At 45.5% G+C, this 25985-nt stretch carries 24 protein-coding genes; 15 read left to right on the plus strand and 9 right to left on the minus strand.

What is annotated here, in order from left to right; genetic code table 11:
- Positions 1-106: 106 nt before the first annotated feature.
- The 10 genes from OW491_RS07050 (at position 107) to sthA (ending at position 10543) form a co-directional block, all read left to right on the plus strand.
- Positions 107-1543, plus strand: a complete 1437-nt coding sequence (locus OW491_RS07050; RefSeq protein WP_075173508.1) for a glyceraldehyde-3-phosphate dehydrogenase — start codon at positions 107-109, stop codon at positions 1541-1543.
- Positions 1544-1871: 328 nt separating this feature from the next.
- Positions 1872-3215, plus strand: coding sequence for a Na(+)-translocating NADH-quinone reductase subunit A (locus tag OW491_RS07055; protein WP_075172443.1), 1344 nt, complete (start codon positions 1872-1874; stop codon positions 3213-3215).
- A 12-nt stretch (positions 3216-3227) separates the two neighbouring features.
- A complete protein-coding gene (locus OW491_RS07060; protein ID WP_075172442.1) occupies positions 3228-4436 on the plus strand; it encodes an NADH:ubiquinone reductase (Na(+)-transporting) subunit B in 1209 nt (402 codons plus the stop codon).
- On the plus strand, positions 4426-5205 hold the full coding sequence (locus tag OW491_RS07065) for a Na(+)-translocating NADH-quinone reductase subunit C (protein WP_075179039.1): 780 nt from the start codon (positions 4426-4428) through the stop codon (positions 5203-5205). The genes OW491_RS07060 and OW491_RS07065 overlap by 11 nt, the downstream gene beginning before the upstream one ends.
- Positions 5206-5208: 3 nt before the next feature.
- Complete coding sequence (locus OW491_RS07070; RefSeq protein ID WP_290035330.1) at positions 5209-5868, plus strand: NADH:ubiquinone reductase (Na(+)-transporting) subunit D; 660 nt, start codon at positions 5209-5211, stop codon at positions 5866-5868.
- Positions 5868-6476, plus strand: a complete 609-nt coding sequence (gene nqrE / locus OW491_RS07075; RefSeq protein ID WP_075172439.1) for an NADH:ubiquinone reductase (Na(+)-transporting) subunit E — start codon at positions 5868-5870, stop codon at positions 6474-6476. The genes OW491_RS07070 and nqrE overlap by 1 nt, the downstream gene beginning before the upstream one ends.
- A 37-nt stretch (positions 6477-6513) precedes the next feature.
- Positions 6514-7734: an NADH:ubiquinone reductase (Na(+)-transporting) subunit F gene (gene nqrF / locus OW491_RS07080; RefSeq protein ID WP_075172438.1), complete on the plus strand. Its 1221-nt coding sequence runs from the start codon at positions 6514-6516 to the stop codon at positions 7732-7734.
- A 3-nt stretch (positions 7735-7737) separates the two neighbouring features.
- A complete protein-coding gene (locus tag OW491_RS07085) occupies positions 7738-8772 on the plus strand; it encodes an FAD:protein FMN transferase (protein ID WP_290035331.1) in 1035 nt (344 codons plus the stop codon).
- Positions 8773-8830: 58 nt separating this feature from the next.
- Entirely contained in the window at positions 8831-9028 is a 198-nt protein-coding gene (gene nqrM / locus OW491_RS07090) for a (Na+)-NQR maturation NqrM (protein ID WP_075173507.1), read from the plus strand.
- A 114-nt stretch (positions 9029-9142) separates the two neighbouring features.
- Entirely contained in the window at positions 9143-10543 is a 1401-nt protein-coding gene (gene sthA, locus OW491_RS07095; RefSeq protein WP_075172436.1) for a Si-specific NAD(P)(+) transhydrogenase, read from the plus strand.
- 107 nt (positions 10544-10650) lie between these two features.
- On the opposite strand, the gene OW491_RS07100 is transcribed toward sthA, so the two are convergent.
- The 3 genes from OW491_RS07100 to rdgC all read right to left on the minus strand — a co-directional run bounded on the left by OW491_RS07100 (position 10651) and on the right by rdgC (position 14001).
- Positions 10651-11808 (minus strand): cation diffusion facilitator family transporter, encoded by a 1158-nt coding sequence (locus OW491_RS07100; protein ID WP_290035332.1) that lies wholly within the window; start codon positions 11806-11808, stop codon positions 10651-10653.
- Between the two features lie 534 nt (positions 11809-12342).
- Positions 12343-12972, minus strand: a complete 630-nt coding sequence (queE, locus tag OW491_RS07105) for a 7-carboxy-7-deazaguanine synthase (RefSeq protein WP_178968884.1) — start codon at positions 12970-12972, stop codon at positions 12343-12345.
- Positions 12973-13092: 120 nt separating this feature from the next.
- Positions 13093-14001: a recombination-associated protein RdgC gene (gene rdgC / locus OW491_RS07110; RefSeq protein ID WP_290035333.1), complete on the minus strand. Its 909-nt coding sequence runs from the start codon at positions 13999-14001 to the stop codon at positions 13093-13095.
- A gap of 196 nt (positions 14002-14197) precedes the next feature.
- Here rdgC and OW491_RS07115 point away from each other — a divergent pair, with 196 nt between their 5' ends.
- Entirely contained in the window at positions 14198-15457 is a 1260-nt protein-coding gene (locus tag OW491_RS07115; protein WP_290035335.1) for a D-alanyl-D-alanine carboxypeptidase, read from the plus strand.
- Between the two features lie 247 nt (positions 15458-15704).
- Positions 15705-16103: a GFA family protein gene (locus OW491_RS07120; protein ID WP_290035336.1), complete on the plus strand. Its 399-nt coding sequence runs from the start codon at positions 15705-15707 to the stop codon at positions 16101-16103.
- 53 nt (positions 16104-16156) lie between these two features.
- Here OW491_RS07120 and OW491_RS07125 read toward each other — a convergent pair whose 3' ends face one another.
- Positions 16157-16831, minus strand: a complete 675-nt coding sequence (locus OW491_RS07125; protein WP_215151896.1) for a type 1 glutamine amidotransferase domain-containing protein — start codon at positions 16829-16831, stop codon at positions 16157-16159.
- A 126-nt stretch (positions 16832-16957) separates the two neighbouring features.
- Here OW491_RS07125 and OW491_RS07130 point away from each other — a divergent pair, with 126 nt between their 5' ends.
- The 3 genes from OW491_RS07130 to OW491_RS07140 all read left to right on the plus strand — a co-directional run bounded on the left by OW491_RS07130 (position 16958) and on the right by OW491_RS07140 (position 19242).
- The gene (locus OW491_RS07130) at positions 16958-17839 is read left to right on the plus strand and encodes a LysR family transcriptional regulator (protein WP_290035337.1); all 882 of its coding nucleotides are present in this window, start codon (positions 16958-16960) and stop codon (positions 17837-17839) included.
- A 138-nt stretch (positions 17840-17977) separates the two neighbouring features.
- Positions 17978-18256 carry a hypothetical protein gene (locus OW491_RS07135; RefSeq protein WP_075179032.1) on the plus strand — a complete coding sequence of 93 codons (279 nt, stop codon included), beginning with the start codon at positions 17978-17980 and terminating at the stop codon, positions 18254-18256.
- Between the two features lie 134 nt (positions 18257-18390).
- Positions 18391-19242: a transglutaminase family protein gene (locus OW491_RS07140; protein WP_290035340.1), complete on the plus strand. Its 852-nt coding sequence runs from the start codon at positions 18391-18393 to the stop codon at positions 19240-19242.
- A gap of 10 nt (positions 19243-19252) precedes the next feature.
- Here OW491_RS07140 and hrpB read toward each other — a convergent pair whose 3' ends face one another.
- The 5 genes from hrpB to OW491_RS07165 all read right to left on the minus strand — a co-directional run bounded on the left by hrpB (position 19253) and on the right by OW491_RS07165 (position 25803).
- Complete coding sequence (gene hrpB, locus OW491_RS07145) at positions 19253-21844, minus strand: ATP-dependent helicase HrpB (RefSeq protein WP_290035342.1); 2592 nt, start codon at positions 21842-21844, stop codon at positions 19253-19255.
- An 81-nt stretch (positions 21845-21925) separates the two neighbouring features.
- Positions 21926-22468, minus strand: coding sequence for an adenine phosphoribosyltransferase (locus tag OW491_RS07150; protein ID WP_075179030.1), 543 nt, complete (start codon positions 22466-22468; stop codon positions 21926-21928).
- Positions 22469-22621: 153 nt separating this feature from the next.
- A complete protein-coding gene (locus OW491_RS07155) occupies positions 22622-23821 on the minus strand; it encodes a DUF3047 domain-containing protein (RefSeq protein ID WP_290035344.1) in 1200 nt (399 codons plus the stop codon).
- Positions 23822-23923: 102 nt separating this feature from the next.
- Positions 23924-24613: a response regulator transcription factor gene (locus OW491_RS07160; RefSeq protein WP_075179028.1), complete on the minus strand. Its 690-nt coding sequence runs from the start codon at positions 24611-24613 to the stop codon at positions 23924-23926.
- On the minus strand, positions 24598-25803 hold the full coding sequence (locus tag OW491_RS07165) for a hypothetical protein (RefSeq protein ID WP_290035345.1): 1206 nt from the start codon (positions 25801-25803) through the stop codon (positions 24598-24600). Before OW491_RS07165 ends, OW491_RS07160 begins: the two co-directional genes overlap by 16 nt.
- Positions 25804-25985: the final 182 nt, after the last annotated feature.

Consider the following 25985-nt stretch of genomic DNA (forward strand, 5'->3'; position numbering starts at 1 on the left):
AACGTCCGGCTAAAGTATAGCGAGACTGATTTGCCCGATTGTGTGTAAAAAGTGATAATACGCCCCACATTTTTAAATGTGCGTTGATGTTAAGTTGGAGAAACCTGTGAGCCAAAATCAAGTATTCGCTGATTGGAAAGAGCGCGAAGCAACTGCAGAAGCCATGGTTCCGGTCATTGGTCGTTTGTACCGTGACCGTAACGTAGAAACTTCTGTTTATGGACGTCTTATTGTTAAGCGTTCTGTTATCGATATCCTGAAGGCGCACCGTTACGCGCGTCAGGTTGAAGCCAGTGAGTTATCTGTACTAGATACTTACCCGGTGATTGAAGCGTTAGATACACTAAATCTAAATAGCGCTCATGTTGATATCGGAAAGCTGGCGGTTAAATTCCGCACAGAAGGCAATGGACGTAGCATGAAGGCTTTTCTTGAGGAAGAGCTGGATTCAGTAATCGGTAAAGAAGAGCATCAGGGTACTGATGTGGTGCTATATGGCTTTGGCCGTATTGGCCGTTTACTTGCACGTTTGTTAATCGAACGCACTGGTGGAGGTCAGTCGTTACGTTTACGTGCCATCGTTGTCCGCAAAGGAAAGGCGTCTAACGATCTGGAAAAGCGTGCAAGCTTGTTGCGTCGTGACTCTGTTCACGGTTCATTCAAGGGCACTATTCAGATTGATGAAGAGCGCAATGTGCTAATTGCTAATGGTAACGAAATTCAAGTTATCTTTTCTGACGGGCCTGATCAAGTCGACTACACGCAGTATGGTATCGATAATGCATTAGTGATCGATAACACGGGTATTTGGCGTGATAAAGACGGCCTTGCTTTACACCTGAAATCGAAAGGTGTTCAGCGAGTGTTGTTAACGGCACCTGGTAAGGGTGTTAAAAATATTGTTATGGGCGTTAACCATCATGACATAACGCCTGACGATAATATTTTGTCAGCGGCGTCGTGTACCACAAACGCTATCACTCCTATTTTGAAAGCGGTTAATGATGAATACGGTGTTGAAAACGGTCATGTAGAAACCGTTCACTCGTATACAAATGACCAAAACCTAATAGATAACTACCATAAAGGTGATCGTCGCGGCCGTGCGGCAGGTCTGAATATGGTTATTACCGAAACAGGTGCAGCAAAAGCTGTATCTAAAGCTCTGCCGGTTATGGAAGGCAAGCTAACCGGTAATGCTATTCGTGTACCTACACCGAACGTATCAATGGCTATTCTTAACCTTAATTTGGGTAAAGAAGTTGAGCGTGAGAGCTTGAACGACTATTTGCGCACTATGGCATTACATTCGCCATTGCAAAAGCAAATTGATTACAGCAACTCTCCTGAAGCTGTTTCTACTGATTTTGTGGGCTCTCGTGCAGCCGGCGTTGTGGATGCATTAGCGACAATCGCGACTGGTAATCGTTGTGTATTGTATGTGTGGTACGACAATGAGTTTGGCTACAGCTGCCAAGTTTTACGTATGGCGCAGTTTATGTCTAACGTTACTTTACCTGCCTTCCCGAAGGCTAGTAAGTAAGTTGTTGATTTAGTGAGAAAGCCGCGAAAAGCGGCTTTTTTTTGGTCTAATCTTTAATATTTCCTATAATTATATAGATATATTGAAAGCGTCTAGCGAATTTCCTGCCGTAAAGGGTGTCTTCTGCCCGAATAATCTAGCCTGTTTGTAGATATGCGGTATGTCGCTCAGGTATACTTGTCAGGTTTTTTGGTGGGGTAGTAGGTTTTCCGAATAAAAATATCAGAAACGGATGCAATCTAACCACAGCGTTAGTTGAAGTTTGTTATCTGTGTAAAACGAAAACTTAGCCTCAAAATTTTTTTTAATAGTGTTTTGGGTGAGGTGTATGATCAAGATCAATAAAGGTCTGGATCTACCGATTACGGGTGCTCCGGAGCAAGTAGTGTCTTCTGCTTCTCCTGTGATTCGTTCGGTCGCCGTGAGTGGACCAGATTATGTTGGTTGTAAACCAACAATGGCCGTCAAGGTGGGTGATCGTGTCAAACTCGGTCAATTGATCTTTACCGATAAGAAAACTGAAGGTGTTCAAGTTACTGCGCCAGGTGCTGGTGTAGTCACTGCGATTAATCGTGGTGAGCGACGTGTACTCCTTTCGGTCGTTATCGAATTAGACGCTGAAGAAGAAGCGGTAGAATTTGCGCGCTATGATGCCGCGCAATTGGGCAGTCTGACACGTGAACAGGTCGTAGAAAACTTGCAGGTGTCAGGGTTATGGACGGCTTTCCGTACTCGTCCATTTAGTCGAGTCCCAGCCGTTACTGCAATTCCATCGTCTATCTTTGTTACCGCAATGGATACTAATCCACTGGCTGCTAATCCTGAGCTGTTCATTAATGAGCATGCACAAGCGTTTGAGCAAGGCCTTGGATTGTTAACAAAACTTACCGAGAATAAAGTGTTCTTGTGTAAGGCACCAGGAGCCGCAATACCGACCGCTCCAGGTGTAACTGTCGAAGAGTTTGATGGTCCTCATCCTGCTGGTAACGCCGGTACTCATATACATCACCTTGATCCTGTTGCACGCCAAAAGTTTGTTTGGTCTATCAACTATCAAGACGTTGTTGCCATTGGTAAGTTGTTTACAGAAGGACGTTTATTCACTGAACGCCTAGTTTCTGTAGCCGGCCCTGCTGCTGTTAAGCCAGCAATTATTAAAACGCGTGTGGGTGCAGCATTATCTGATTTGCTTGACGGGGCTGTTGCCTCTGATAACGCTCGTGTTATTTCGGGTTCTGTATGGAACGGCCGAAAAGCAGAAGGCGGTTTGGCCTACTTAGGCTATTACGCTAATCAGGTATCAATACTTGAAGAAGGTAACGTGCGTGAGTTTATGGGCTGGATTTCTCCAGGTGCTAATAAGTTCTCTGTACTTAATATCTTTGCTTCTTTCCTTTCATCTGGCAAAAAATTTGATTTCACGACCACTACTAATGGTTCTGAGCGTGCAATGGTTCAAGTAGGGCAATTTGAACGCCTTGTGCCAATGGATATTTTGCCAACTCAATTGCTGCGTGCTTTGGTCACGGGTGACATCGTTTCTGCGATGCAGCTTGGCTGTCTGGAACTTGACGAAGAAGATTTAGCCTTGTGTACGTTTGCCTGTGCAGGTAAGTACGAATACGGCCCGATCCTTCGCGATAACCTGACGCGCATCGAGAAAGAGACTTAAGAGAGGCAGCGAATGAACATCAGAAATGTTCTAGATAAAATGGAGCCGCACTTTCATAAAGGCGGTAAGTATGAAAATTGGTACGCGCTTTACGAAGCGGTAGATACCATTTTCTATACGCCTGGCGCGGTGACTAAGTCGGCATCACATGTGCGTGATGGTATCGACCTTAAGCGTATGATGATTACGGTATGGCTATGTACATTCCCAGCGGTTTTTGCCGGTTTGTGGAACGTAGGTTTTCAGGCTAATACCGCTATGGCAACGTTAGGCTTAACAGAAGCCGAAGGGTTGCGTGGCGCAATTGTAGCTTCGTTAGCAAGCTTTGACCCCACGAGTATCTGGGCAAACATCGTGCATGGCGCGGTGTATTGGATTCCTATTTATGCCGTAACTTTCGTAGTCGGCGGTTTTTGGGAAGTCCTGTTTGCTATGAAACGTGGACACGAAGTTAACGAAGGCTTCTTTGTTACTTCTATCTTGTTCTCATTAATTCTTCCTGCCACTGTGCCTTTATGGCAAGTAGCACTGGGTATCACATTTGGTGTGGTAATCGGTAAAGAAGTCTTTGGTGGTACAGGTAAAAACTTCCTAAACCCAGCCTTGACTGGCCGCGCGTTCTTGTTCTTCGCATACCCTGCACAAATGTCTGGTGATGCAATTTGGACCGCTGTCGATGGTTTCTCAGGTGCGACACCGCTTGGTTTGGCTGCAGCTGGTGGCGTAGACGCTATTCTAGCGACTAACCTAACTTGGTTTGATGCGTTCTTTGGGCGTATTCAAGGCTCTATTGGTGAAACATCCACTTTAGCTATTTTGCTTGGGGGTGGTGCATTATTACTGACCCGAATTGCCGCTTGGCGAATAGTCGCCGGGGTATTGGCAGGGATGGTCGGTATGTCCTTGCTCCTCAACATGATTGGTTCTGAAACCAACCCTATGTTTGGTATCCCTTTCTGGTGGCACTTTGTGTTGGGTGGTTTTGCGTTCGGTATGTTCTTTATGGCGACCGATCCGGTATCGGCATCTATGACCAACACAGGTAAGTGGTTCTTCGGAGCTCTTATTGGTGTGATGGTGGTGCTGATTCGAGTGGTTAACCCAGCATTCCCAGAAGGCATGATGTTGGCAATTTTGTTCGGTAACTTGTTCGCACCGCTGATTGACAACTTTGTTATTCAGGCAAACATTAAGCGGAGGTTAGCACGCAATGTCAGCTAATAAGGACTCGATCGGTCGCACGATTCTCGTCACCGTTTTGCTATGTGTTGTCTGCTCTGTTGTAGTATCTGCTGCGGCTGTATTATTAAAGCCTCAGCAAGTCGCTAACAAAGAGTTAGACCGTAAAACTAATATTTTGGCGGCGGCTGGTTTGTTAGACCCGTCAAAATCAGTTGATGAGCTCTTTTCTCAGATAACAACTAAAATTGTTGATACTGAAACGGGTAAATTCAGCGATGCTGTTGATGCTGAAACCTATGATGCGCTTAAAGCGTCTAAAGATCCTGAGATGTCTCGTGCATTGTCGCGCGAAGAAGATATCGCTTCGATCAAGCGTGAAGCACGTTATCAGACAGTGTACCTTGTAGAAAAAGAAGGTCAGTTGGATAGTATCATCTTACCGGTTCACGGTTACGGCTTATGGTCTACCTTGTATGGCTTCCTTGCTTTAGAAGGCGACTTAAACACCGTCGTTGGTTTAGGTTTCTACTCGCATGCAGAAACACCGGGACTTGGTGGCGAAGTTGATAATCCAAAATGGAAAGCATTGTGGCCGGGTAAGAAAATCTATGAAGAAGGTACTTGGTCTCCTGAAATCCATTTGATTAAAGGCAATGTTGACCCTTCGTCACCATCTTCTCAATATCAAGTTGATGGCTTGTCTGGTGCCACTCTGACGAGTAACGGTGTTACACATCTTGTTCAGTTTTGGATGGGTGAAAACGGTTATGCACCCTTCTTGAAAAACCTGAAAGCAGGGGAGGCGTAAGCTATGTCGACTACTAAAGATGTTTTGGTAACCCCAATCGTTAAGAACAACCCAATTGCACTGCAAATTTTGGGTATCTGTTCTGCTTTGGCGGTTACAACAAACTTGAATACAGCGGTTGTTATGACGCTTGCAGTAACGGTTGTTACAGCATTCTCTAACTTTTTTATCTCGCTAATTCGTAATTATATCCCTGGCAACATCCGCATTATCGTGCAGATGACAATTATCGCTTCTTTGGTAATTGTGGTTGATCAAATATTGAAAGCTGTTGCTTACGATGTCTCTAAGCAGTTATCGGTTTTCGTTGGTTTGATCATTACCAACTGTATCGTAATGGGCCGTGCTGAAGCCTTTGCTATGAAGAACCCTCCTGGTGTGTCTTTCATGGATGGCATCGGTAACGGTTTAGGTTACGGCATGGTGTTGATATTTGTTGGTTTTGTTCGTGAATTGTTCGGCTCTGGTAGCTTGTTCGGTTTCGAAATTCTGCCACTCATCAATAACGGCGGTTGGTATCAAGCTAACGGTCTGCTGTTGTTGCCACCGAGTGCTTTCTTCATTATTGGTATGTTGATCTGGATTATCCGCACTGTGGATAAGAAACAGGTTGAAGCACCTGAGTTTGAAATGGCGCCTAATACGAAAAGGGAGACTGCATAATGGAACAGTATATCAGTCTGATTGTTAAAGCGATTTTCGTTGAAAATATGGCTTTGGCGTTCTTCCTAGGGATGTGTACATTCCTAGCGATCTCTAAAAAGGTACAAACAGCGTTGGGTCTAGGTATTGCGGTTATCGTCGTACTGGCTATTACAACACCTGTTAACAACTTACTGTATAACGGCTTGCTGCGTGAAGGCGCGTTAGCATGGGCTGGTTATCCAGAAGTAGATCTGAGCTTTTTGGGGTACATTTCTTATATCGGCGTAATCGCAGCGATCGTTCAGATCCTTGAGATGGTGTTGGATAAGTTCTTCCCTGCGCTATATAACGCGTTGGGCGTATTCCTTCCGTTAATCACTGTAAACTGCGCCATTATGGGTGCGGCACTGTTCATGGTTGAGCGTGACTACAACTTTGGTGAAAGTGTTGTTTATGGTGTTGGTGCGGGTGTTGGTTGGGCGTTGGCTATTACAGCGCTGGCCGGTATTCGTGAAAAATTGAAATACAGCGACGTTCCAGCAGGATTACGTGGCCTTGGCATTACCTTCATTACAGTAGGTTTGATGTCTTTAGGTTTTATGTCTTTCTCTGGCGTACAGTTGTAGTTCTGCTCAGACATGATCAACAGAAGGATTTAACCCTATGGAAATCGTTCTAGGCGTTGTCATGTTTACCGCTGTAGTGCTTGCACTTGTCGCGGTAATTCTGGCAGCTCGCTCAAAGTTAGTAAGCTCCGGTGATGTGACAATCCACATCAACGAAGATCCAAAAAAGGCAATCACGGTTCCTGCTGGTGGTAAATTGCTACAAACCTTGGCTGAAGCTGGTATTTTTGTACCGTCAGCTTGTGGTGGCGGTGGTACGTGCGCACAGTGTAAGTGTCAGGTTCTTGATGGTGGTGGTTCTATGCTACCAACGGAAGAATCTCACTTCACAATGAAAGAAGCTAAAGAGGGCTGGCGTTTGTCATGTCAGGTTGCTGTTAAGCAAGACATGAACATTGAGCTAGAAGAAGAAATCTTTGGTGTACAGAAATGGGAGTGTACGGTTGAGTCTAACCCTAACGTTGCTACCTTCATTAAAGAGTTGACCCTGCGTCTACCTGAAGGTGAAAACGTAGACTTCCGTGCCGGTGGTTATGTGCAGCTTGAAGCGCCACCTCATGAAGTACACTACAAAGACTTTGATATTGAAGAAGAATATCGTGGTGATTGGGATAAGTTTGATCAATGGCGTTTTGTGTCTAAGGTTACTGAACCAGTAATCCGCGCATACTCTATGGCTAACTATCCTGAAGAGCGTGGTGTTGTTAAATTCAACATCCGTATCGCGTCTCCACCTCCGGGTAAAGATGTGCCGCCAGGCTTGATGTCTTCTTATGTATTTAGTTTAAAACCGGGTGATAAAATCACTGTATACGGGCCGTTCGGTGAGTTCTTTGCAAAAGACACTGACAACGAGATGGTCTTTATCGGTGGTGGTGCAGGTATGGCGCCAATGCGTTCTCATATCTTTGACCAGCTCAAGCGTTTGAACTCTAAGCGTAAGATCTCGTTCTGGTATGGTGCTCGTTCATTGCGTGAGTGCTTCTACAACGAAGAATATGATCAGCTTCAAGCTGAGAATGACAACTTCACATGGCATTTAGCGCTGTCTGATCCGCAACCCGAAGATAATTGGGACGGTATGACAGGCTTCATTCATAACGTGTTGTACGAAAACTATCTGAAGGATCACGAAGCGCCTGAAGATTGTGAGTACTACATGTGTGGACCACCGATGATGAACGCGGCTGTTATCCAAATGCTTGTTGATTTGGGTGTTGAGCGCGAAAACATCTTCCTTGATGACTTTGGTGGTTAATCAATGAAGGATGCCTTAAAAAGTATCCCACATTGGCCGGCAGCTTTGCTGCTGGCCTTTTTGTTTTTAGTGGGATGTAGTCAGCAAAAAAACGATGTCATTGTCTCTACAGCGGGCATGACTATGGGTACAACCTACTCGGTAAAATGGGTCGATAGTGACGATAACCGAGTAACTGATATCCATAACAAGATTGAAACACTGCTAAAAGCTGTTAATCAATCGATGTCTACTTATATCGATGACTCGGAGTTATCGACATTCAATAAAATGCCTGCTGAAAGTACAATTACGGCTTCTGATGGACTGTTTCACGTACTGTCTCTAGCGCAGCAAATTAGTCAGCATTCGGACGGCGCATTTGATGTAACAGTGGGACCTTTGGTTAACCTTTGGGGGTTTGGGCCAGACGGCCGTATTGTTAAAGCTCCAAAAGAAGACGAGATTAACAACTTACGTAACCGTATTGGTTACGAAAAGTTAGAGTTGATTCCAGAGAGCCGGCAAGTCACTAAACACGCTAATACTTATGTTGATCTTTCAGCGATAGCTAAAGGGTACGGTGTCGATGCCGTGGCGCAGTTGTTAGAGGAGCAAGGTATCCAACGTTACTTAGTCGAGATAGGCGGTGAATTACGTGCTTCTGGGCTAAAGCCTAACGAAGAAACATGGCGGATCGCTATAGAAAGTCCTGCTGGGGCTGAACGCTCGGTACAACGCATTGTCCATGTTAGTGATACTGGGATAGCCACCTCAGGTGATTACCGAAATTACTTTGAAGAAGAGGGGGTCCGGTATTCCCATACTATTGATCCGTCAACAGGGCATCCAATTACCCATAAGCTTGCTTCTGTAACGGTATTGAGCGCAACGTGTGCTGAAGCTGATGCGCTGGCCACTGCATTTACGGTGATGGGGGAAGAAAAAGCCATGGCTTATGCTAAAGCGCATAAGGTAGATGCTTTTTTTATAGTAAAATCAGAAAATGGTTTTAAAGAAATGATGACACCGGGCTTTGAAGCACGCTTGGTGAAGTGAGGTTAATGTGGAAATTTTTGTTTTTGTACTGGCCGGTTTGTTGCTGATTGTTATTGCAATGTCCGTGGGTGTACTGATGGGAAGGAAGCCAATTAGTGGCTCATGCGGTGGCATGGCAGCATTAGGAATGGATACCGCGTGTGATATCTGCGGCGGCGATAAGGCTATTTGTGATGATGAAGATGAAAAGCAGCGCCGTATAGCGGAGCTGGCTGATGCAGATGCCTTAGGTTATGAGATTAAAACAAGTCGTTAAGTTCTGCCGTTAGAAGTTAACGCTTGAATACATAACCTATATCTTGAAGTACAATGTTATAAATAATTGATATTACAGATAATTAGAGCAACAGAGACCAGCAAGGGGAATTGAATGGCTGTTTATGACTATGATGTGGTGGTGATTGGTTCTGGCCCAGCGGGTGAGGGCGCTGCGATGAATGCAGCAAAGCATGGCCGACGTGTCGCTATCATCGAAGAGCAGGAAGCGGTAGGTGGTAACTGTACGCACAAAGGTACTATTCCTTCTAAAGCGCTCCGTCACTCTGTTAAACAGATCATTGAATTTAATACGAACCCTATGTTCCGAGATATCGGTGAACCGCGTTGGTTCTCTTTCTCTAAAGTATTAAATCGTGCCGAAAAAGTGATGGCGAATCAGGTAATGCTGCGCACTAATTTTTATGCACGTAACCGCGTTGATGTATATTTTGGTAGTGCGCAATTCAAAGATCAGAATACAGTACTGGTTAAAGGAACAGCGAAAGGCGATGAGGAGCTGCGTGCTAAAAATATCGTGATAGCAACAGGTTCGCGTCCTTATTGCCCGCCTGATATCGACTTTAACCATCCGCGCATTTATAACTCTGATACTATTCTAAAGCTTAGCCATACACCTCGTACCATGATTATTTACGGTGCTGGCGTTATTGGTTGTGAGTATGCTTCTATTTTTAGTGGGTTGGGCGTAAAAGTCGATTTGATTGATACGCGAGACCGTTTGTTGTCCTTTTTGGATGGCGAAATTTCGGATGCACTGAGTTACCACTTGCGCAACACCTCCGTTAAGATTCGTCATAACGAAGAATACGATAGCGTTATTGGTGACGGTCATGGTGTCATCATGAACTTAAAATCAGGCAAGCGTATTCGAGCTGACTCTTTCTTGTGGTGTAATGGCCGCACAGGCAACACGGATAAACTCAATATCGAAGCGGCTGGTTTAGAAGCGAACAACCGTGGTCAGTTAGAGATTGATGACCACTACCGCACGAAAGTTGAAAGCATTTATGCCGTTGGTGATGTAATCGGCTGGCCTAGCTTAGCATCAGCGGCACTCGACCAGGGCCGTTCGGCGGCAGCAGATCTTGTTGGTGCGGACAATTTCCGCTACATCAATGAAGTGCCGACTGGGATTTATACGATTCCTGAAATTAGCTCGATTGGTAAAACTGAAGAAGAGCTAACTAAAGAGTGTATCCCCTATGAAGTGGGGCAAGCGTTCTTTAAAGACACCGCTCGTGCGCAAATCTCCAGCCAACCGGTAGGTATGTTAAAGATTTTGTTCCATCGAGAAACGCTAGCAATACTCGGTATTCACTGTTTTGGTGACCAAGCATCAGAAATCGTCCACATCGGCCAAGCGATTATGCGTCAAGAAGGCAAAGCTAACACGCTTGAGTATTTTGTAAATACAACCTTCAACTATCCGACCATGGCAGAAGCTTATCGTGTTGCTGCGATTGCAGGTTTAAACCGAATATCCAATCTATAGGTTTGTAGGCCGTTCAACAGAAGCCTCTGTGTGTTTCACTCAGAGGCTTCTTTGTATCTAGTATTCAATCGAGAAGGTGTGCCTTAGCGAGCCTAAACTTATCCATATTAATGCTGCCAGACGGTCAGTTCAGCAAACCAAGATGTAGATGATAATGCGGCATTGAGTTGTTGGCTTAAGTCTCGCGTGCTGATCTTGTCTAATGCCAGTTGTGCTGATCCTGTGTCTGGGAGTTTTAGATCAATCTCAATTAAATCATGATGATAATGGAGTGTTAGATAGTAATCTTTTAGATGAGGTGCAATGTTTGCTAAGTGCTGGTTAAGCTCTCTCTGCACTTCGGCTCTTAATGGCAATATTCGACAGAAGTGCTCTTCTTCGTCATTATAAGTATCAATATGAAAGATCACATGCCCTATATCATCGAAGCGTTGTAATAAGGCCATAACGGCCAAGTCACCCAACCAATGACCCTCTGAGGCGCTTAGATAGGGGGCAACCTGTATATGCATCTCTAACTGACTTTTACCGCCCATATTTCGGCTCTTAAAGCTATGAACGTTGATAATGCCGTCAACAGATTGGGCGGTCTCTTTAAACGCCTGCACGCGCTCCTCAGGCAGGGAGGTATCGACTAGCTCTTTAATACTAGCCCAGGTTAAGTCCCAACCTATTTTGGCGACAAAACACGCTACGGCAATCGCTGCGACGGCATCAAACCAACTAATACCAGCCATTGTGCCTATTATGCCTATGAGCACAACGATAGATGAGAACGAATCCGTTCGGCTATGCCAAGCATTTGCGATGAGTAAATCAGACTTTAAACGCTTACCTGTTGCTAGTGTGTATCGAAAAATCCATTCTTTCGACAATATAGACAAACCCGCTACCACTAATGCGGGCCATGTTGGGCTGGCTAAAGTTTGACTGTTGATTAGGTTTAAGATGCTATCGAAGGCCATTGCCCCGGCAATAGCGATAAGAACGCCACCTAAGATAACAGTGCCTATTGTTTCGAATCGGCCATGCCCCCAAGGATGGTTCTCGTCAGGTTCTTCGCTTGATATATGAAATACAAATACGACTACAAAGTCGGTTAGTAAATCAGAGAAAGAGTGTATCCCATCAGCAACTAAGGCGCTTGAGTTAGAGAGGAGGCCGATAATGATTTTAGCAAAGCCCAAGCAGGTATCTAAAATGGCACCAATAATCGTTACTTTCTGTGCTTCACTTTTTCTTTGCTCACTGATAGGGCGTGTCATATTTAAGTGCCTTCTGTTTGGGCGAAATTATGTTTCGTTATGGTGCGATTTTTTGACGGTTTAGCGTTAGTAAACGTTAAAAAAATATCGTTTTTTCACTTGACATAAGCATTCTCATTTAACAATTGGATATTATCATCAATTGAGCAAAAAACGGGTGATATCTTGACTTGTTTTTTAATAACTTGTTGATTTTTAAAGGATAATACATCTGGTTAAAAAATGATCAATTTAAGTAAAGTCTCGGTATTATAGGCTCTACAAGACGTTTTTCTTACAGTGTTAACAGAGTTATCCACAGGAACCGTGGACACCTTGCTAGACGCTAGTTATAGCGTAGCTTTGACCAATATTATGTATGGGTTTGTTGCGCTGCACAATGAAAGCGCCTTGTTTGTTTTGAGTCTCAACTAAAAAAAATCGCATATTTTTTAAAAAATAGTATTTGGAAAAGTCAGTACTCTGAGATGATTATTACTCTCAGTGTAGTGTAGACCTATTAAAAAGGGTAATACGCGCTACACAGTCGGTTGGTTAATCGATACCAACAATCTTGTGAGTTTGTAAGCTCATTTTCCAACGAGGATGCCGCATGCAATACTCGACAACCTGTTGTAAGTGATCTTTTTGGTTGTCGTCATCGAGTGCTTGCAGGTATCGGTGGGTAAAATCAAGATGATCAAAGCGATCGGGCATGGCCAATGCTTGGGGGTAAACCAACTTTAGTTCATGGCCTTGGGTTATTATGACCTCTGCATCCGCTTTGGGGCTTACACAAATCCAGTCAATGCCTTCGGGTAGAGGTTTGGTACCGTTAGTTTCAATGGCAATCTCAAAACCGGCATCATGCATAGCATCCACTAAGGCTTTATCAAGTTGTAAAGCGGGTTCGCCGCCAGTAAAGACAACAAATGGAACTCCTTCAGGTGAAGGCCAAAAGGATTGAATACGCTGTGCTAGCTCTATAGCCGTTTTAAATTTACCGCCGTTTTGACCATCAGTACCGACAAAATCGGTGTCGCAAAAGCTGCAAACAGCGTTATTGCGATCTTGCTCGCGCCCAGACCAGAGATTACACCCGCTAAAACGACAGAATACAGCCGGACGGCCAGCATGTGCGCCTTCGCCTTGTAGGGTATAAAACATCTCTTTAACGCTATACATGAGGGTCTCGCTATAAAAAAGGGGCTAGTCTACCGTGGCATAACTAGGTTGCAATCATTATAGCGATAAATCCGCGCTATCGCTTACGCTAGCGCGGTGATAAGACTGTTGCAAAGCGAGTTAGCGTTGAACTTCGCCGCCAAAGGCGTCCATCAGTTGAGGGTATAAACGTTGACATTCTAACGCTAAGCGCGCGGTATCACTGTCTAAGCGAACTAACGGGTCTTCTGAGCTTTCTTGATTTAACGTTTCCGATAACTCATCACTGAGTTTTACACGCTTGATACTCAAATCATCTTGTAGCATAAACGATAATGTTTCATCCCACTCCAATGCTAGTTTCACCACTTGCTTGCCCGTATCTAAATGGGCAATCATTTCATCCGAATGTAGGTCATCTCCTTTAACGCGAATGGTGCCGCCTTCGTCAGTTGGGTCTTTCATTTCGCATTCGTCTTTGGGAGTAAAGCCAATGGCTGTCTTGGTTTGTCTAAGCCATTCAGACATGACAACGGCAGGCGATTGATGAACATCGGGTAATATAATGGGCAAAGTGCCGAGACTATTGCGCAATAGGTTTAGTAGTTCTTCAGCACGTTTATGGTTGGCGCTGTCCACTACAACCAATCCTTCGCGGGGTAACAACAGTGCGCTAGTCTGCTGAAACTTGCTGAATGCTCGCGGTAGCAAGTCGATGACGATCTCATCTTTAAGTTGTAATTTTTCTTTACGGTAAACTTTGCGTGCTTGCTCGCTTTCAATTTGGCTAACGCGCTCATTTAGCAAACGTTTGATAACATTTGCAGGTAGCATCTTTTCTTCTTTTTGTGCGGTGATTAGAAAGCCGCCACCAGAACTAAAAATCGTTTGCTGGTCGAGTGCTGAATGTGGGGGAACCCAACCGTAACGGCTCAGCTCTTGGCTTTTACACGGGGTAAAAAGGTGTTCTGCAAAGGCTGTTTCTAGCTGGTCTTGTGTGTAGTCGGTGGATTCGGTGTAACGATAAAAAATTAAGTTCTTAAACCACATAGCGTGTCTCTAAATATCCGTAAAAACCGCCATAGCTTAGAGGTAAATGCTTAAGAATGACAGGTATAAAACGATTAAGCGCCTGCTTGGTAAACATGCTTTATGGCATCTATTAATAGGCTGGTAATAGACGAAACTATATCGCACTATACCGCTCTACAGTGACCTCATATTTTTTGTAGAAGTAGCCAGTAACATGACCAGCTTTTTTGCACACTCAAGCGCTTATTTTAATACACGCCGATTTCAACTTTCTTTTCTGATAATAACGTGTCTGTTCGGTGTTAATGCTCCGCTAGCGTTTGCGGACAAAACAGATGAACTCGATTCGACATTAGCTCCGTTAATGGCGCAAGTCAGACAATCCGCAAAATCCTCTGTAATGGTAGAGGCCTCTATTGAGCGGCCCGCTATTCATATTCGTGAAGACATGCCGTTGTTACCTGCATCAACACTTAAAATACTAACGGCCTATTTGGCTATTCAGCGTTGGGGGTTGGACCACCATTTTACGACTGACTTTTATGTAGAGGGATCTACCTTGTGGATTAAAGGTTATGGTGATCCTTATTTAGTATCGGAAGAATTATTGTTGATTAAGTCTGCGCTCGCGCCTTATTTAAGGGATAAAACTATTCTACAAATAGGCATAGATACCAGTGCATTTCCCGATGTGGATCTGGGGCGCGGCGATAGTGATAACCCTTATGATGCAGGAAATGCGGCGCTAGCCCTTAACTTTAATAGTGTCAATTTGATACGCCAGCAGGGGGTTATACAGTCGGCAGAGCCACAAACGCCTATCACGGCTTTAGCCCAAACCTTGGGACAAGAAATGGCTGTGGGCAGTAAAGCAAAACGGGTTTCACTTCCTGGTGGGCGGGAAATGTCAGCGCAATATTTTGCAGAGGTGTTTAGCCAGATAGTATTTGATCAGGATTTACCTATTCGCATTGGCCTCTTACCACAACAAGCACAGCCTATCTACCAGCACCATAACTCTAAAAATTTAGAGCAGGTTTTAATTGCGATGCTTAAATACTCGAATAACTTTATCGCCAATCAATTATTTTTAATGATGGCTTCAGATCAGTTAGGCACAGCGCTATCCGCGACTGAATTGGTCAACAATGCCCGCCATTATGCGATGACAGAGTCAGCTGAAGCTTTTGGGTGGAAAAACTATGCGGTTGTTGATGGTGCTGGTTTGTCGCGTGATAATTATCTCAGTGCCGAGCAGATGATGGTGTTGTTAGAGCACTTTCGTCCGTGGCGTTATTTATTACCGCAGCGAAACAGTCGTGTACAGGCAAAAACAGGCACCCTTACGGGGGTTAGAACCTATGCCGGCTACTATCAAGATGCTAGCAACGAGTGGCGTGCTTTTGCGTTGATGATGAATGAGCAGATCGCTTGGCGTTTTCGCTACGCCTTTGCGGATGCACTCGCAAATTGATTGGTACGCATTCGTTAACGATATCTAGCAAGTAATAGCTCATATCTAAACAGCTAGAACGTTTACGGGGCCTCATGGCAAGGAGGTCTGAAGGGGGCGGATGTGAGCTGTATAAAATTTGTGCTACGGTTATTCTCGATAATTATCGATCGAGTAGTCATCTCTAATGGTTTGCGCTGTGTAGCGTAACCTCATGTTCGGTCGTGTTTCAAAGCTGAGGCGTATCTCGATTCAACAAGGAGGATGTATGAAAGGTAAGTGTCTGTGTGGAAATATCGAAGTAGAAATGGCTGACCATAATGAAGTGGGGTTATGTCATTGCTCTATGTGTCGTCGCTGGGCGGGTGGCCCAATGTTTGCGGTGCACGGCGGCTCTGATGTTAGCTTTACAGGAGAAACACCAGCTAGATACAAATCGTCTGACTGGGCTGAGCGTGGTTTCTGCCAAAACTGTGGTACGCATTTATTTTATTATCTGTTACCCGCTAATGAGTACATGCTTCCTGCTGGTCTATTTCAAGATCAAGAGTTTACTCTACTAAGTGAAATCTTTATTGAAGAAAAACCTGAGTATTATGAACTCCGTAATGAAACGGACAAGTTAACAGGGCAACAAGTTTTTGAGCATTTTGCACCTAAGGCATAAGCCTAGGGGCATCTGAAAGATGCTCCGGTGCTAGAAGCCGGAGCATCGATCTATTAAGCGGAAAGCTGTTTAACAATTGCTTTCCCAACGGCATGAGCGCTGCTTGGGTTTTGACCGGTAATCAATCGGCCATCCTCGATGACAAACTCACCCCATGGCTGTACCTTGCTGTATCGTGCGGCTGTGCGTGCTAATGACTCTTCTAGAAGAAACGGTACGTCGTTAATTGTGCCGTAATCGATTTCTTCTTCTCGAGTAAACCCCGTTACTGATTTAGTAGCTAGTAGAGGCTCGCCAGAGCTTAGTGTGATCGGTAATAACCCCGCTGGGCCGTGGCATACGGCGCCAATAATACCGCCATTTTCGTAGTGTGTGGCGCTGAGTGCGGCAAAGGCTTTGTCAGTGGCTAAATCAGACAGCAAACCAAAACCACCTGGATAAAAAACCGCATCGTAATCATCAATATTGATTTGCGTAACAGGGATCGTGTTATTGATACGGTTTTGGAAGCCCTCATCAGCTAAAACGTTATCATTGACAGAATCGTCTTCAATGTCAGTTCCGTAAAGGGGAGCCTTACCACCTTTTATTGAGGCGATATCATATTCGATCCCATTCTCCATAAATACATGAATGGCATGTGTGATTTCGGGTGAATACGTGCCGTTAGTTTGGTCAGTGTCGCCCAATGTGGCGTGATTGGTCACGGGTATGAGTATCTTTTTCATGATATTCCCTCAATGAATTATGAGTTTCAAAATTTACGTTGTCATTACTGTAAAGCATCTCCAAACGGGTGATAATGGGTCGTATTTGATAATTACAATTGCTGTATAGCAATAATAAGGGATGTGATGGACAGTTTTGAGGGCATCATTGAGTTTGTGGCGGTTGCCGAGAGTCGCGGCTTTTCGGCAGCGGCTAAGCAGCTAGGCTGTAGTACTAGTCATGTTAGCCGCCAAGTCGCTCGCCTTGAAAAGCGGCTGGGGTGTTCTTTGTTGGCACGCTCGACCCGTTCAGTTAGTTTAACTGACAATGGCATGGCATATTATCAGCAAAGCAAAGAGCTTGTGGTTGGGCTGCAGCAGGCCAATGAGCAAATAACTCTACAACAGTTCCATTTAAGCGGTACATTGCGCGTTAGTGCTGCGGGTGGTTTTGCTGAACATTTTGTCGCCCCAGCGTTGATGGCCTTTGGCCGTGAGCATCCTAGTCTATCCATTGATTTTGATGTGAATAGTAACGTGGTGAACTTTGTTGAGCAGGGGATAGATTTTGCGATCCGCTATGGTGATTTAAACGACTCGAATTTAATTGCTCGCCAGTTAGTAAAGCGGCCCATGATGGCGGCCGCCAGTCCGGATTATTTAGAACAATATGGCACACCTAATAACCCAAAACAGTTAAAAAGCCATAGTTGTATTATCTCTAACAACGATCATTGGTTGTTTATTAATAACGGTGCTTACGAGAATATAAAGGTCAGCGGGCGTTGGCGCAGTAATAACTCAAATATTGTTGTTAACGCGTGTGAAAGAGGTTTGGGTATCGCATATATGCCAAAAAGTACATTTGATAGATCGCTTAGTAGTGGCCGCTTAGTTCCTGTGCTTGAGTCTTTTTGGAGTAATGGCGCTAGTAGTTGGATTGTTTATCCCAATAGACAGTTTCTTCCCTTGCGTGCACGGCTAGCAATTGATTATTTACTGGACCATTTTTCTGATTGGCAGGAGTAAAACTTGATTGTAGCCGAGCAAGGAAGCTTGAGTTCTAGGATGAAGAGAGATGAAATATGGGTAAGCGATTGATAGTTAATTGTTGCGTGGTAAGCTCTTGTTATCAAATTAAATACTGATGGAGTTACGGTCGCTCTTATGAAAAGTTCTTTAACTAAGTTGTGTTGGCCTGTTCTCAAATTTTTTGAGACCGGTATAGAATCGGCAAACTACAAAAAGTCTCACCGTGTGGCGTTAAACGTGTTGGGTTCTTTATTTATCATACTGTCTTTTGGTGCCGCATGGGCTGCGATCGCTAGCGGTGGGCTAGGTGGTTTCATCCCTGTTGTTGTCTTTTTTGGGCTGGGAGTCGTCGCTGTGATTGTTGGTACTTTGGGGTCTAGTCGCGCCGTATCCAAAATTTGGGGCACTAAGTAGGTGATGAGCAGGCGCAGGTAGTACCAAAACAGGCTTAGATGTTTTAAAAGTACCTTGGGTTTAATTCAGTACAGGCGCATACTGAACTCAAGTGGTGGTCTGCTTGCAAACTTAAACAACACACATAGGTACTTATGAAGCGCTATAAAATCATTCACCGTACCTACTATAATTATACGGATACTGTTTCTTTAGGGGCGCATCATTTATTGTTACGTCCTCGTGAAGGTTACGAATTACGTATCGAATCTTTCGCGCTTAACATTTTGCCTGCCGCCCAAGTTTTTTGGCACAGTGATGTGGAAGGTAACGCAGTGGCTATTGCTAATTTTTCTGAGTCAACTCAGCGGCTAGCGATAGAAAGCGAAGTGGTTATTCAGCAATATAATGAGTCGCCTTTGGACTTTATAGTCGCTAACTATGCGATTAACTATCCTTTTTCCTACGATGAAGCCGATCAGTTTTTATTATCTCCTTATCGGGTATTACCTGACCAAGAGACTAGAGAGTTATTGAATCATTGGATCTCGTCCACTTGGCATGCCAATGATCCAGTTCAAACGTATACCTTATTACAAGGTTTAACACAGACTATTAATCAAACCTTGATATACAAAGCGAGAGAAGAGCCGGGCGTTCAGTCGGCGCAAGAAACGCTCGCTTTAGGTTCTGGGTCGTGTCGAGATTTTGCCTTACTCTTTATGGAAGCGGTTAAATGCTTGGGCTTGGCTTCTCGTTTTGTGAGCGGGTATCTGTATGCGCCGTTGATGTCTAGCCAAGTGGGCTCTACACACGCGTGGGCCGAAGTGTATATACCGGGAGGTGGTTGGAAAGGGTTTGATCCGACCATTGGAGATATTGTGGGGGCGGACCATATACCGGTAGCCGTTTCCCATCGGGCTGAGTCTGTACCTCCTATCTCAGGATCCTTCGCGGGCTCGGCTACGGCAAAGATGGATGTCGGTGTGTGGGTGAGTGAGTGTTAGCTGCTTGAGTCTAACTAGATTGACTAGAGCCCATTGCCCGTTTCGTTTGGTGCGTGGCTACCGCCGTTAACGGGTCATCTGGCCACGGGTGCTTTGGATAACGTCCCTTCATTTCTTTTTTTACTTCGGGGTAGACATGCTTCCAGAAGTGCGCCAAATCTTGTGTAACTTGCAATGGTCTTCCGGCGGGTGACAGTAAATGTAATTTGACGGGCGCGCCACATACGACAGGCGTGCTCGTGCAACCGAACATAGATTGTAATTTAACAGCCAACACGGGAGGGGTTTCACTGTAATCAAGGGTTATAGATTGCCCTGACGGTACTGATACGGTGTTAGGTGCGAGTTGATCGATTGTTTGCAGCTGTGACCAGCTAAGCTGATTTTTCAGCAGCGATAGGAGGTCTATTTTTGCTAGCGTATGCTGGTTGCGCACTTTTCCTAGATAAGGGATCAGCCATGAATCTACCGAGGCTAGCAAACCTGCATCACTGTAATCTGGCCAAGGCTCTTCCCTAGAAAAGCCGTTAATAGAGCGTTCATTGGCCGAGTTTATGAGGAAACGCACTCGTGCTAGCCATGCATGTGTCGTGGCATTCCATGGAAGTACTTCCAGTCCTGATGCTTTAATCCAGCGGCTTATCGCTGCTTGAACTTCTTCATCGGGTAATTGGCTAAGGGCATTACGGGTGAGGATGATTGCACCTACCTTGGTTTGCTCTTCAGCAACTAGCCGTCCATTTGTCGTGCTCCATTCAACGGCCGTTTCATGTTTTACTAATGGTTTGAGCATGCCGGCTAACAGTAAAGGGTCAAGCGCCAACGCGAGTGTAATACGATCACCAGACGTGGTTTCTTGTTGTATCACTTCTGCAATGGCTAACCATTCTGATTTATTAAGCGGGTCGGGCGAATAAAAGCGTGCTCGGCGGCCATTGGCCAGTTGATAAACTTGTTGTGTGCCATCATTGTTGATGCGTTTCGCAATGCGATCTGGCCACGCGGAGGCTACCAGTAGGCTAGCACGCTGTGCTATGTCCATTGGGGCCGTTAAGTGATTCTCGGCTGGCGTTAGATCACGCTCTTGTGACGTGATGAGTTGCTGAAAGCGTTGGCTTTGTTGTTTGACCGAGGAGCGTAAGTGCTGACTTTCTGGTGTATTAGCCCTGAGCCATGTAAGGCGCTGATGGATGTCGGCTGTGTTCGATTTAAGCGGATCCCTTTCGCTGAGTAAGGCGGCCAAATCGGCAGCAAGCGCGAGGGCGCCTATCGATTTTCCTGTGATTAGAAGGTGAGCTAGGCGGGGGTGCATTGGTAGCTGTGCCATATGCTGGCCATAAGGCGACAATCTGTATGTGTTGTGTGTTGTTGCTTCAAGTGCGCCTAGTTGCCGCAGTAAGTCGCAAGCCTGTTGGTAACGGCCGGCGTTGGGCGGGTCTATCCATTGTAGTTCTTGCGGAGTGTCGCACCCCCATTGGAATAGCTGCAATGCAAGTGGTGCTAAATCGGCTTGGCTTATTTCTGGCGGCGTAAAAGCGCTCAACTGCTGCTGTTGGTCTTGGCTCCAAAGGCGGTAACATACGCCTGGCTCCAAGCGACCTGCGCGGCCCGCCCGTTGATCAGTCGCTGCACGTGACGCTTTTTTTGTCACAAGGCGGGTCATGCCGGTTATTGGGTCATAAATGGCTTGGCGGCTGAGTCCCGCATCAATCACAACACGGATCCCTTCGATTGTTAAACTAGTTTCGGCAATGTTAGTGGCCAGTACTATTTTTCGCTGACTATTGGAGCTGGGCGCAATGGCGCGTTGTTGCTCTGCAAAATTAAGGTTGCCGTATAGCGGCGCTACAATCACACCGGATGATGAAGGCATTTGATCTGCTAACAGCGATTCGACTCGACGTATTTCACCTTGACCCGGCAAAAACACTAACAGGCTACCGTGCTCATCTTGCAGGGCTTGTTGGATAATACGTACCACGCGTTTTTCGATGGGCTCTGGATAACCACCGGTTTTTGGGGGAGCAAAGTAACGGATATCCACGGGGTAAGATCGCCCCTCGCTGCAGATTACCGGGGGGTTATCCAATAACTGGCATAATGCTTGGCTGTCTAAGGTGGCAGACATGACTAATAGTTTAAGTGGTTGTTCTTCATCTCGAAAGTATTCACGACTTTGTAGCGTAAGTGCTAAACCCAAATCTGCATCTAAACTCCGTTCGTGGAACTCATCAAAGATGACCAAACCCACGCCTTCCAGCGCCGGATCGGTTTGAAGCATGCGATTAAGTATGCCTTCCGTGACAACCTCTATTTTTGTATGCCGGCTGACTTTTGTGTCTAACTTAATCCGATACCCAACCGTGTGGCCGACGGGTTCGTTAAGCAATGAAGCCATGCGCTCCGCTGCGGAGCGGGCCGCCAGACGTCGAGGTTCTAACATGATGATTTTTTGCTCGCCAAGCCATGGTTCGTTCAACAAGGCTATGGGTACTTGAGTCGTCTTACCTGCGCCGGGAGCGGCTTGTAGAATCGCCGTATGGGATTGATTTAGCGCGGAAATCAGTTCGGGAAGTACGTCGAAAATTGGCAGCGTGTTCATCAATTAACCTTGATTACACAAAAAGGTAGGGAGAAAGCACAGTGGCTGGTGCTGCCGCTGTGCTGAAGTGGCTTAGGGAGACTATAAACCTTCGTAAGCTAACATGGTGTAAACAGGGAAACCGGCATCTTGTATACGCATCGAGCCGTTTAGGTCAGGCAGGTCGATGAGTGCAGCGCATTCAACGACTTCAGCGCCCAATTTTTTGATTAAGGTGCAAGCGGCTAGGATAGTCCCGCCTGTTGCGATTAAATCATCAAAGACTAAAACACGATCACCGGCTGCTACCGCGTCTTTTTGCATTTCTACAGCAGACGTTCCGTATTCTAGTTTGTATTCTTCGTGGATGGTTTCGCCGGGTAGCTTGCCTTTTTTGCGCACTAACACCAACGGTTTCTGCATTTGATAAGCCATGATTGATGCGATTAAGAACCCGCGTGCATCGATGCAGGCAATGTGTGAGACATCAGCGTCCATGTAACGTTGGATAAAGGCGTCCGCCACCATGCGTAGTGCTTTTGGCTCTTTGAAAATAGGGGTGATATCACGAAACATCACACCGGGCTCTGGCCAATCTGGCAAGGTACGGATAACCGATTTGACGTAAAACTCGTCGTAAGACATGGATGCTTAGCTCCTGGGCTTGCTTAAAACAGAAAAGCGCTTGTGTACCACACAAGACATAAAAAGAGATTATATCGTTGAAAGGCAAGGGCGGCAAAAGTAGCCGCCCTTAATTACGTGGTTTTGAAACGAAACTGTATGCAGTAGCGTTCGCTAGAGAATGGTTTGCTGTTGTCCGGTTGGGCCTATTCGGATGGCTTGGTAGGCGCATTCTCCATACTGTCGCATGAACAAGGAGTTGGCTATTAACCACACACGCACGACGCGTGTGGCGGGTCCATTAATGATCGTTTTGTAGTCGTCATATAAATTACGTTGCTCTGATACCCATTGGCCTAACTGGGTTGTTCCGCTTCGTTGAACAACATGGGTTTCTACTTGATCCCATCCCGGTATGGGGCAGCGGAACACTTTTCCTACGGGTAAACTGGAACTCCACATATAGGTGATGTCTTGCCCGTCATCAAACTCGACCGCCATGGATAGGTAATCGTGAGCAAGGAGTGTATCTTCAGGCTGTGTGGAGGGGAGCTGATGAACAATCCAATCCCAATCTAGCTGCAAGTTGCTCACTAAGGGCTGATCTGCAAGAGGGTACTGCAAAATGCCTACATTCTTGTGTGTCTCGCAGTCTATGTGTCCTTTGGCGTTTTCGGTGTAGATGCTTCCATCGCCAAACATGAAAATATTGCTCCAGCCTTCAGGCATTAAACTTAACAGACGTTGGCGCTGAAGTTCGGCTTTTAGCATGCCTTGCACATCCCCCGCACTCGACAGCTGAGTCAGGCCTTTTTTGGGGTCGCCTTCCCAGATGATGGCGATGCCTTCCACGTGGCCTTCGCTGGCTTGATACTGCTCAATAGGTACCCATAAATCACCTTGTGGTGATGCGAATTCGCCAACCGAGCGGGCTATTTCTAAAGAACCGTTACGGTCAGCATAAAAAGTCCCTGTGTTTTGCATGGCGTTGTAAATAACACTGCTACCCGTCTTGTTTGTGGTACGTGCGAAAAATACAAAACCAGGTTCAAGCCAGCGACTTTGTTCTTTAAAAAACCACCAGTGTCCAGTAAGCAAAAACGTGACTGCTTGGCCTTGCTCTAGTTTCCCTAAACTTTTTTTCCAGGGTAAATCGGTTGGTGCTAGTTGGAAGCGTTCTATCCGTTTGATCGGTGCATTGGATAGGGTTTGGAGTTGGGTTACGGATTCTTGAAGGGACTGGCCGCTGACTGGCGAAGGTGGTGGTTCCGGTGCGTTAGCGAATGCGCTAGCGCAAGGGGCGAGCAAAGGAGCGGCGGCTAGGGTTTTAATGGCATTGCGTCGGCTGTGGTTGCAGCGATGAGTTTCTGACATGGCTATTATCCTTATCATTATGTCGTTGATGGCGGCAGTACTGACCGTTTCTCCACGATAATAAAAGGAGCGAGGCGCTGAAGTGTCAGGCTTATGTAAGATTTAGCAATTTAGGCTGTAACCCAGCCCGCGGACGGTAACAATGTATCGATGCTCGTGTGATGTGTCGCGTAACTTATGCCGTAATCCGACCATATACTGATCTAACGCGCGGCTGTTAGGCAGGTAGTGCTGGCCCCATACAAAGTCATACAGTTCGTCTCGCGTGACTACTCGGTTTGTGCTTCGTTGCAGGCGCTCTATTATACGGGCTTCTTTAAGTGTTAACGTTTGAGTGGAGCCGTCAATAAACGTCACTGTATGCGTATTTAGGTCGATTATTGTATCGCCTAGCTTTAGTTGGTTTGAAGGCGGGGTAGGGATAAGGTACGGAATTCGGCGGCGTATTGCGGCTAAACGAGCAAGCAGCTCCTCAGGGTTGAAGGGTTTGGTTACATAATCATCGGCACCGCACTGTAGTCCTCTAATTTTATCAGAATCGCTGTTTTTGCCGGATAAGATCAAAACGGATAGGGCAGGATGTTGGGCTTTGATTGTTTGGCAAAGTTTATCTCCTGACATTTTGGGGAGTTGGCGGTCTATTATGCAAATATCTGGTTGATTAGTGGATAACCAAGTGACGGCTGATTCAGCGCAAGAAAAATCATAACAGCGGTACAGCGAGGCTTGCAGTAAATTACATAAACCCTGGCGCAAGGCGGGGTCATCCTCAACTATTAAAACGCGATACATGAAGTGTCCTGTTGGCGTTTTTTAAGGTTGGTCTGTTTGGGTAGTGTGAGTGTTACAGATACAAAGCACTCATCGCAATCAATTAATAAGTGCCAACCAAATGCTTTGCATAAGGATTTACAAGAGGCGAGCCCTGTACCATCGATAATTGTTATCGGCGTTTGTACATGCGGCGAGCATCGCTCATTTTTTAACAAAAGAGACAGGCTGTCATCGTCCTGATTGCAGTGATAGATGAATAGCCCTTTGTTTGAGTGTTGAACCACATTATCCAATAAATTAGAAAGAATACGGTTGAGTGCTTGAGTTGCACTGTGCGCATCATCGCGTCTGTATGACGTGGCGCTGATGGAGTCGACGGTGATCTCCATAGTACGACGTTGCTGCAAGAGCGTCGGTAAATACGTGTGTATGTGCTCATTTATGATGTCGATTGGAGTAAAAAGGTCGCCGGGTGTGCGGGTGGTGCTGTAATTGATGGGTGGGTTAGCTTTAGGGTGCCTTAGTGATGGTCGTCTCATAAGGTGGTTGAGTTGATAGAGAAGATGCTTAGCTTTGTTCGTTTCTTGTTGTAACGTGTCCAGATAAGGTTGAGGCGAAGTGAAACCGATCTGTTGACCCAATAGATAGGTGTATAGGTGAACATTTGATAAAGGCGATGCAAGGTCATGTATTGTCTGGATTAGTTTGTCGTAGTAATTCAGAACAAGACGTATAAAGCCGATGCACGAGAATAAGATCGCCAACCACAGTGTCGGCATAAATAAGGCTGTTGTGGTGTATGTAGACCAAGTGCAGACGGTGTAACCATTCTCCCAACAATGATATTGACTACTGTTGATTATCAAAGGGTGAGAAGTCTGTGACTTCAACAATTGTTCGAAATACGGGAGAGCCATTTTTAAGCGGCTCAATTCAGCCAGTGTGTTATCTAAACCCTCACCCGGATAAATAAGGTCATTATCCTTCCAGAGCGTGATTAATGATAAGTCGGGTTCCTGATATAACAACCGCCTAAGAGACTGTTCTATGGGGTAATCATCTGATAATACTTGATCGATTGTCGCTTGAAATAATTGCGTACGCTGCATGTTATTAATAACCAGCGCATAGCTACAAAGTGCGGCTAGCAGGGCTAAACTAAACCACAGGCGATATTGGCTAAGGCATTGTAGACTGATTAATTTCATGGTTATCCCTTGTGAGCTAAGAGCGCGCACGTACGGTTAACGGTATGGCGGCGTTAACTCTGTTTCTGTAACCATGATTAGTTGAATAAGGCCGGTTGTCTGTCCTTCAAAAGGAGAGTTTTTGAGCGCAATTAGTGCTGTTTTTATTTGAAAGGGCAATGCCGTTTGAGTCCGGCATTGCA

This window comes from Neptunomonas sp. CHC150, from assembly GCF_030397555.1.
Lineage (GTDB): Bacteria > Pseudomonadota > Gammaproteobacteria > Pseudomonadales > Balneatricaceae > Neptunomonas > Neptunomonas phycophila.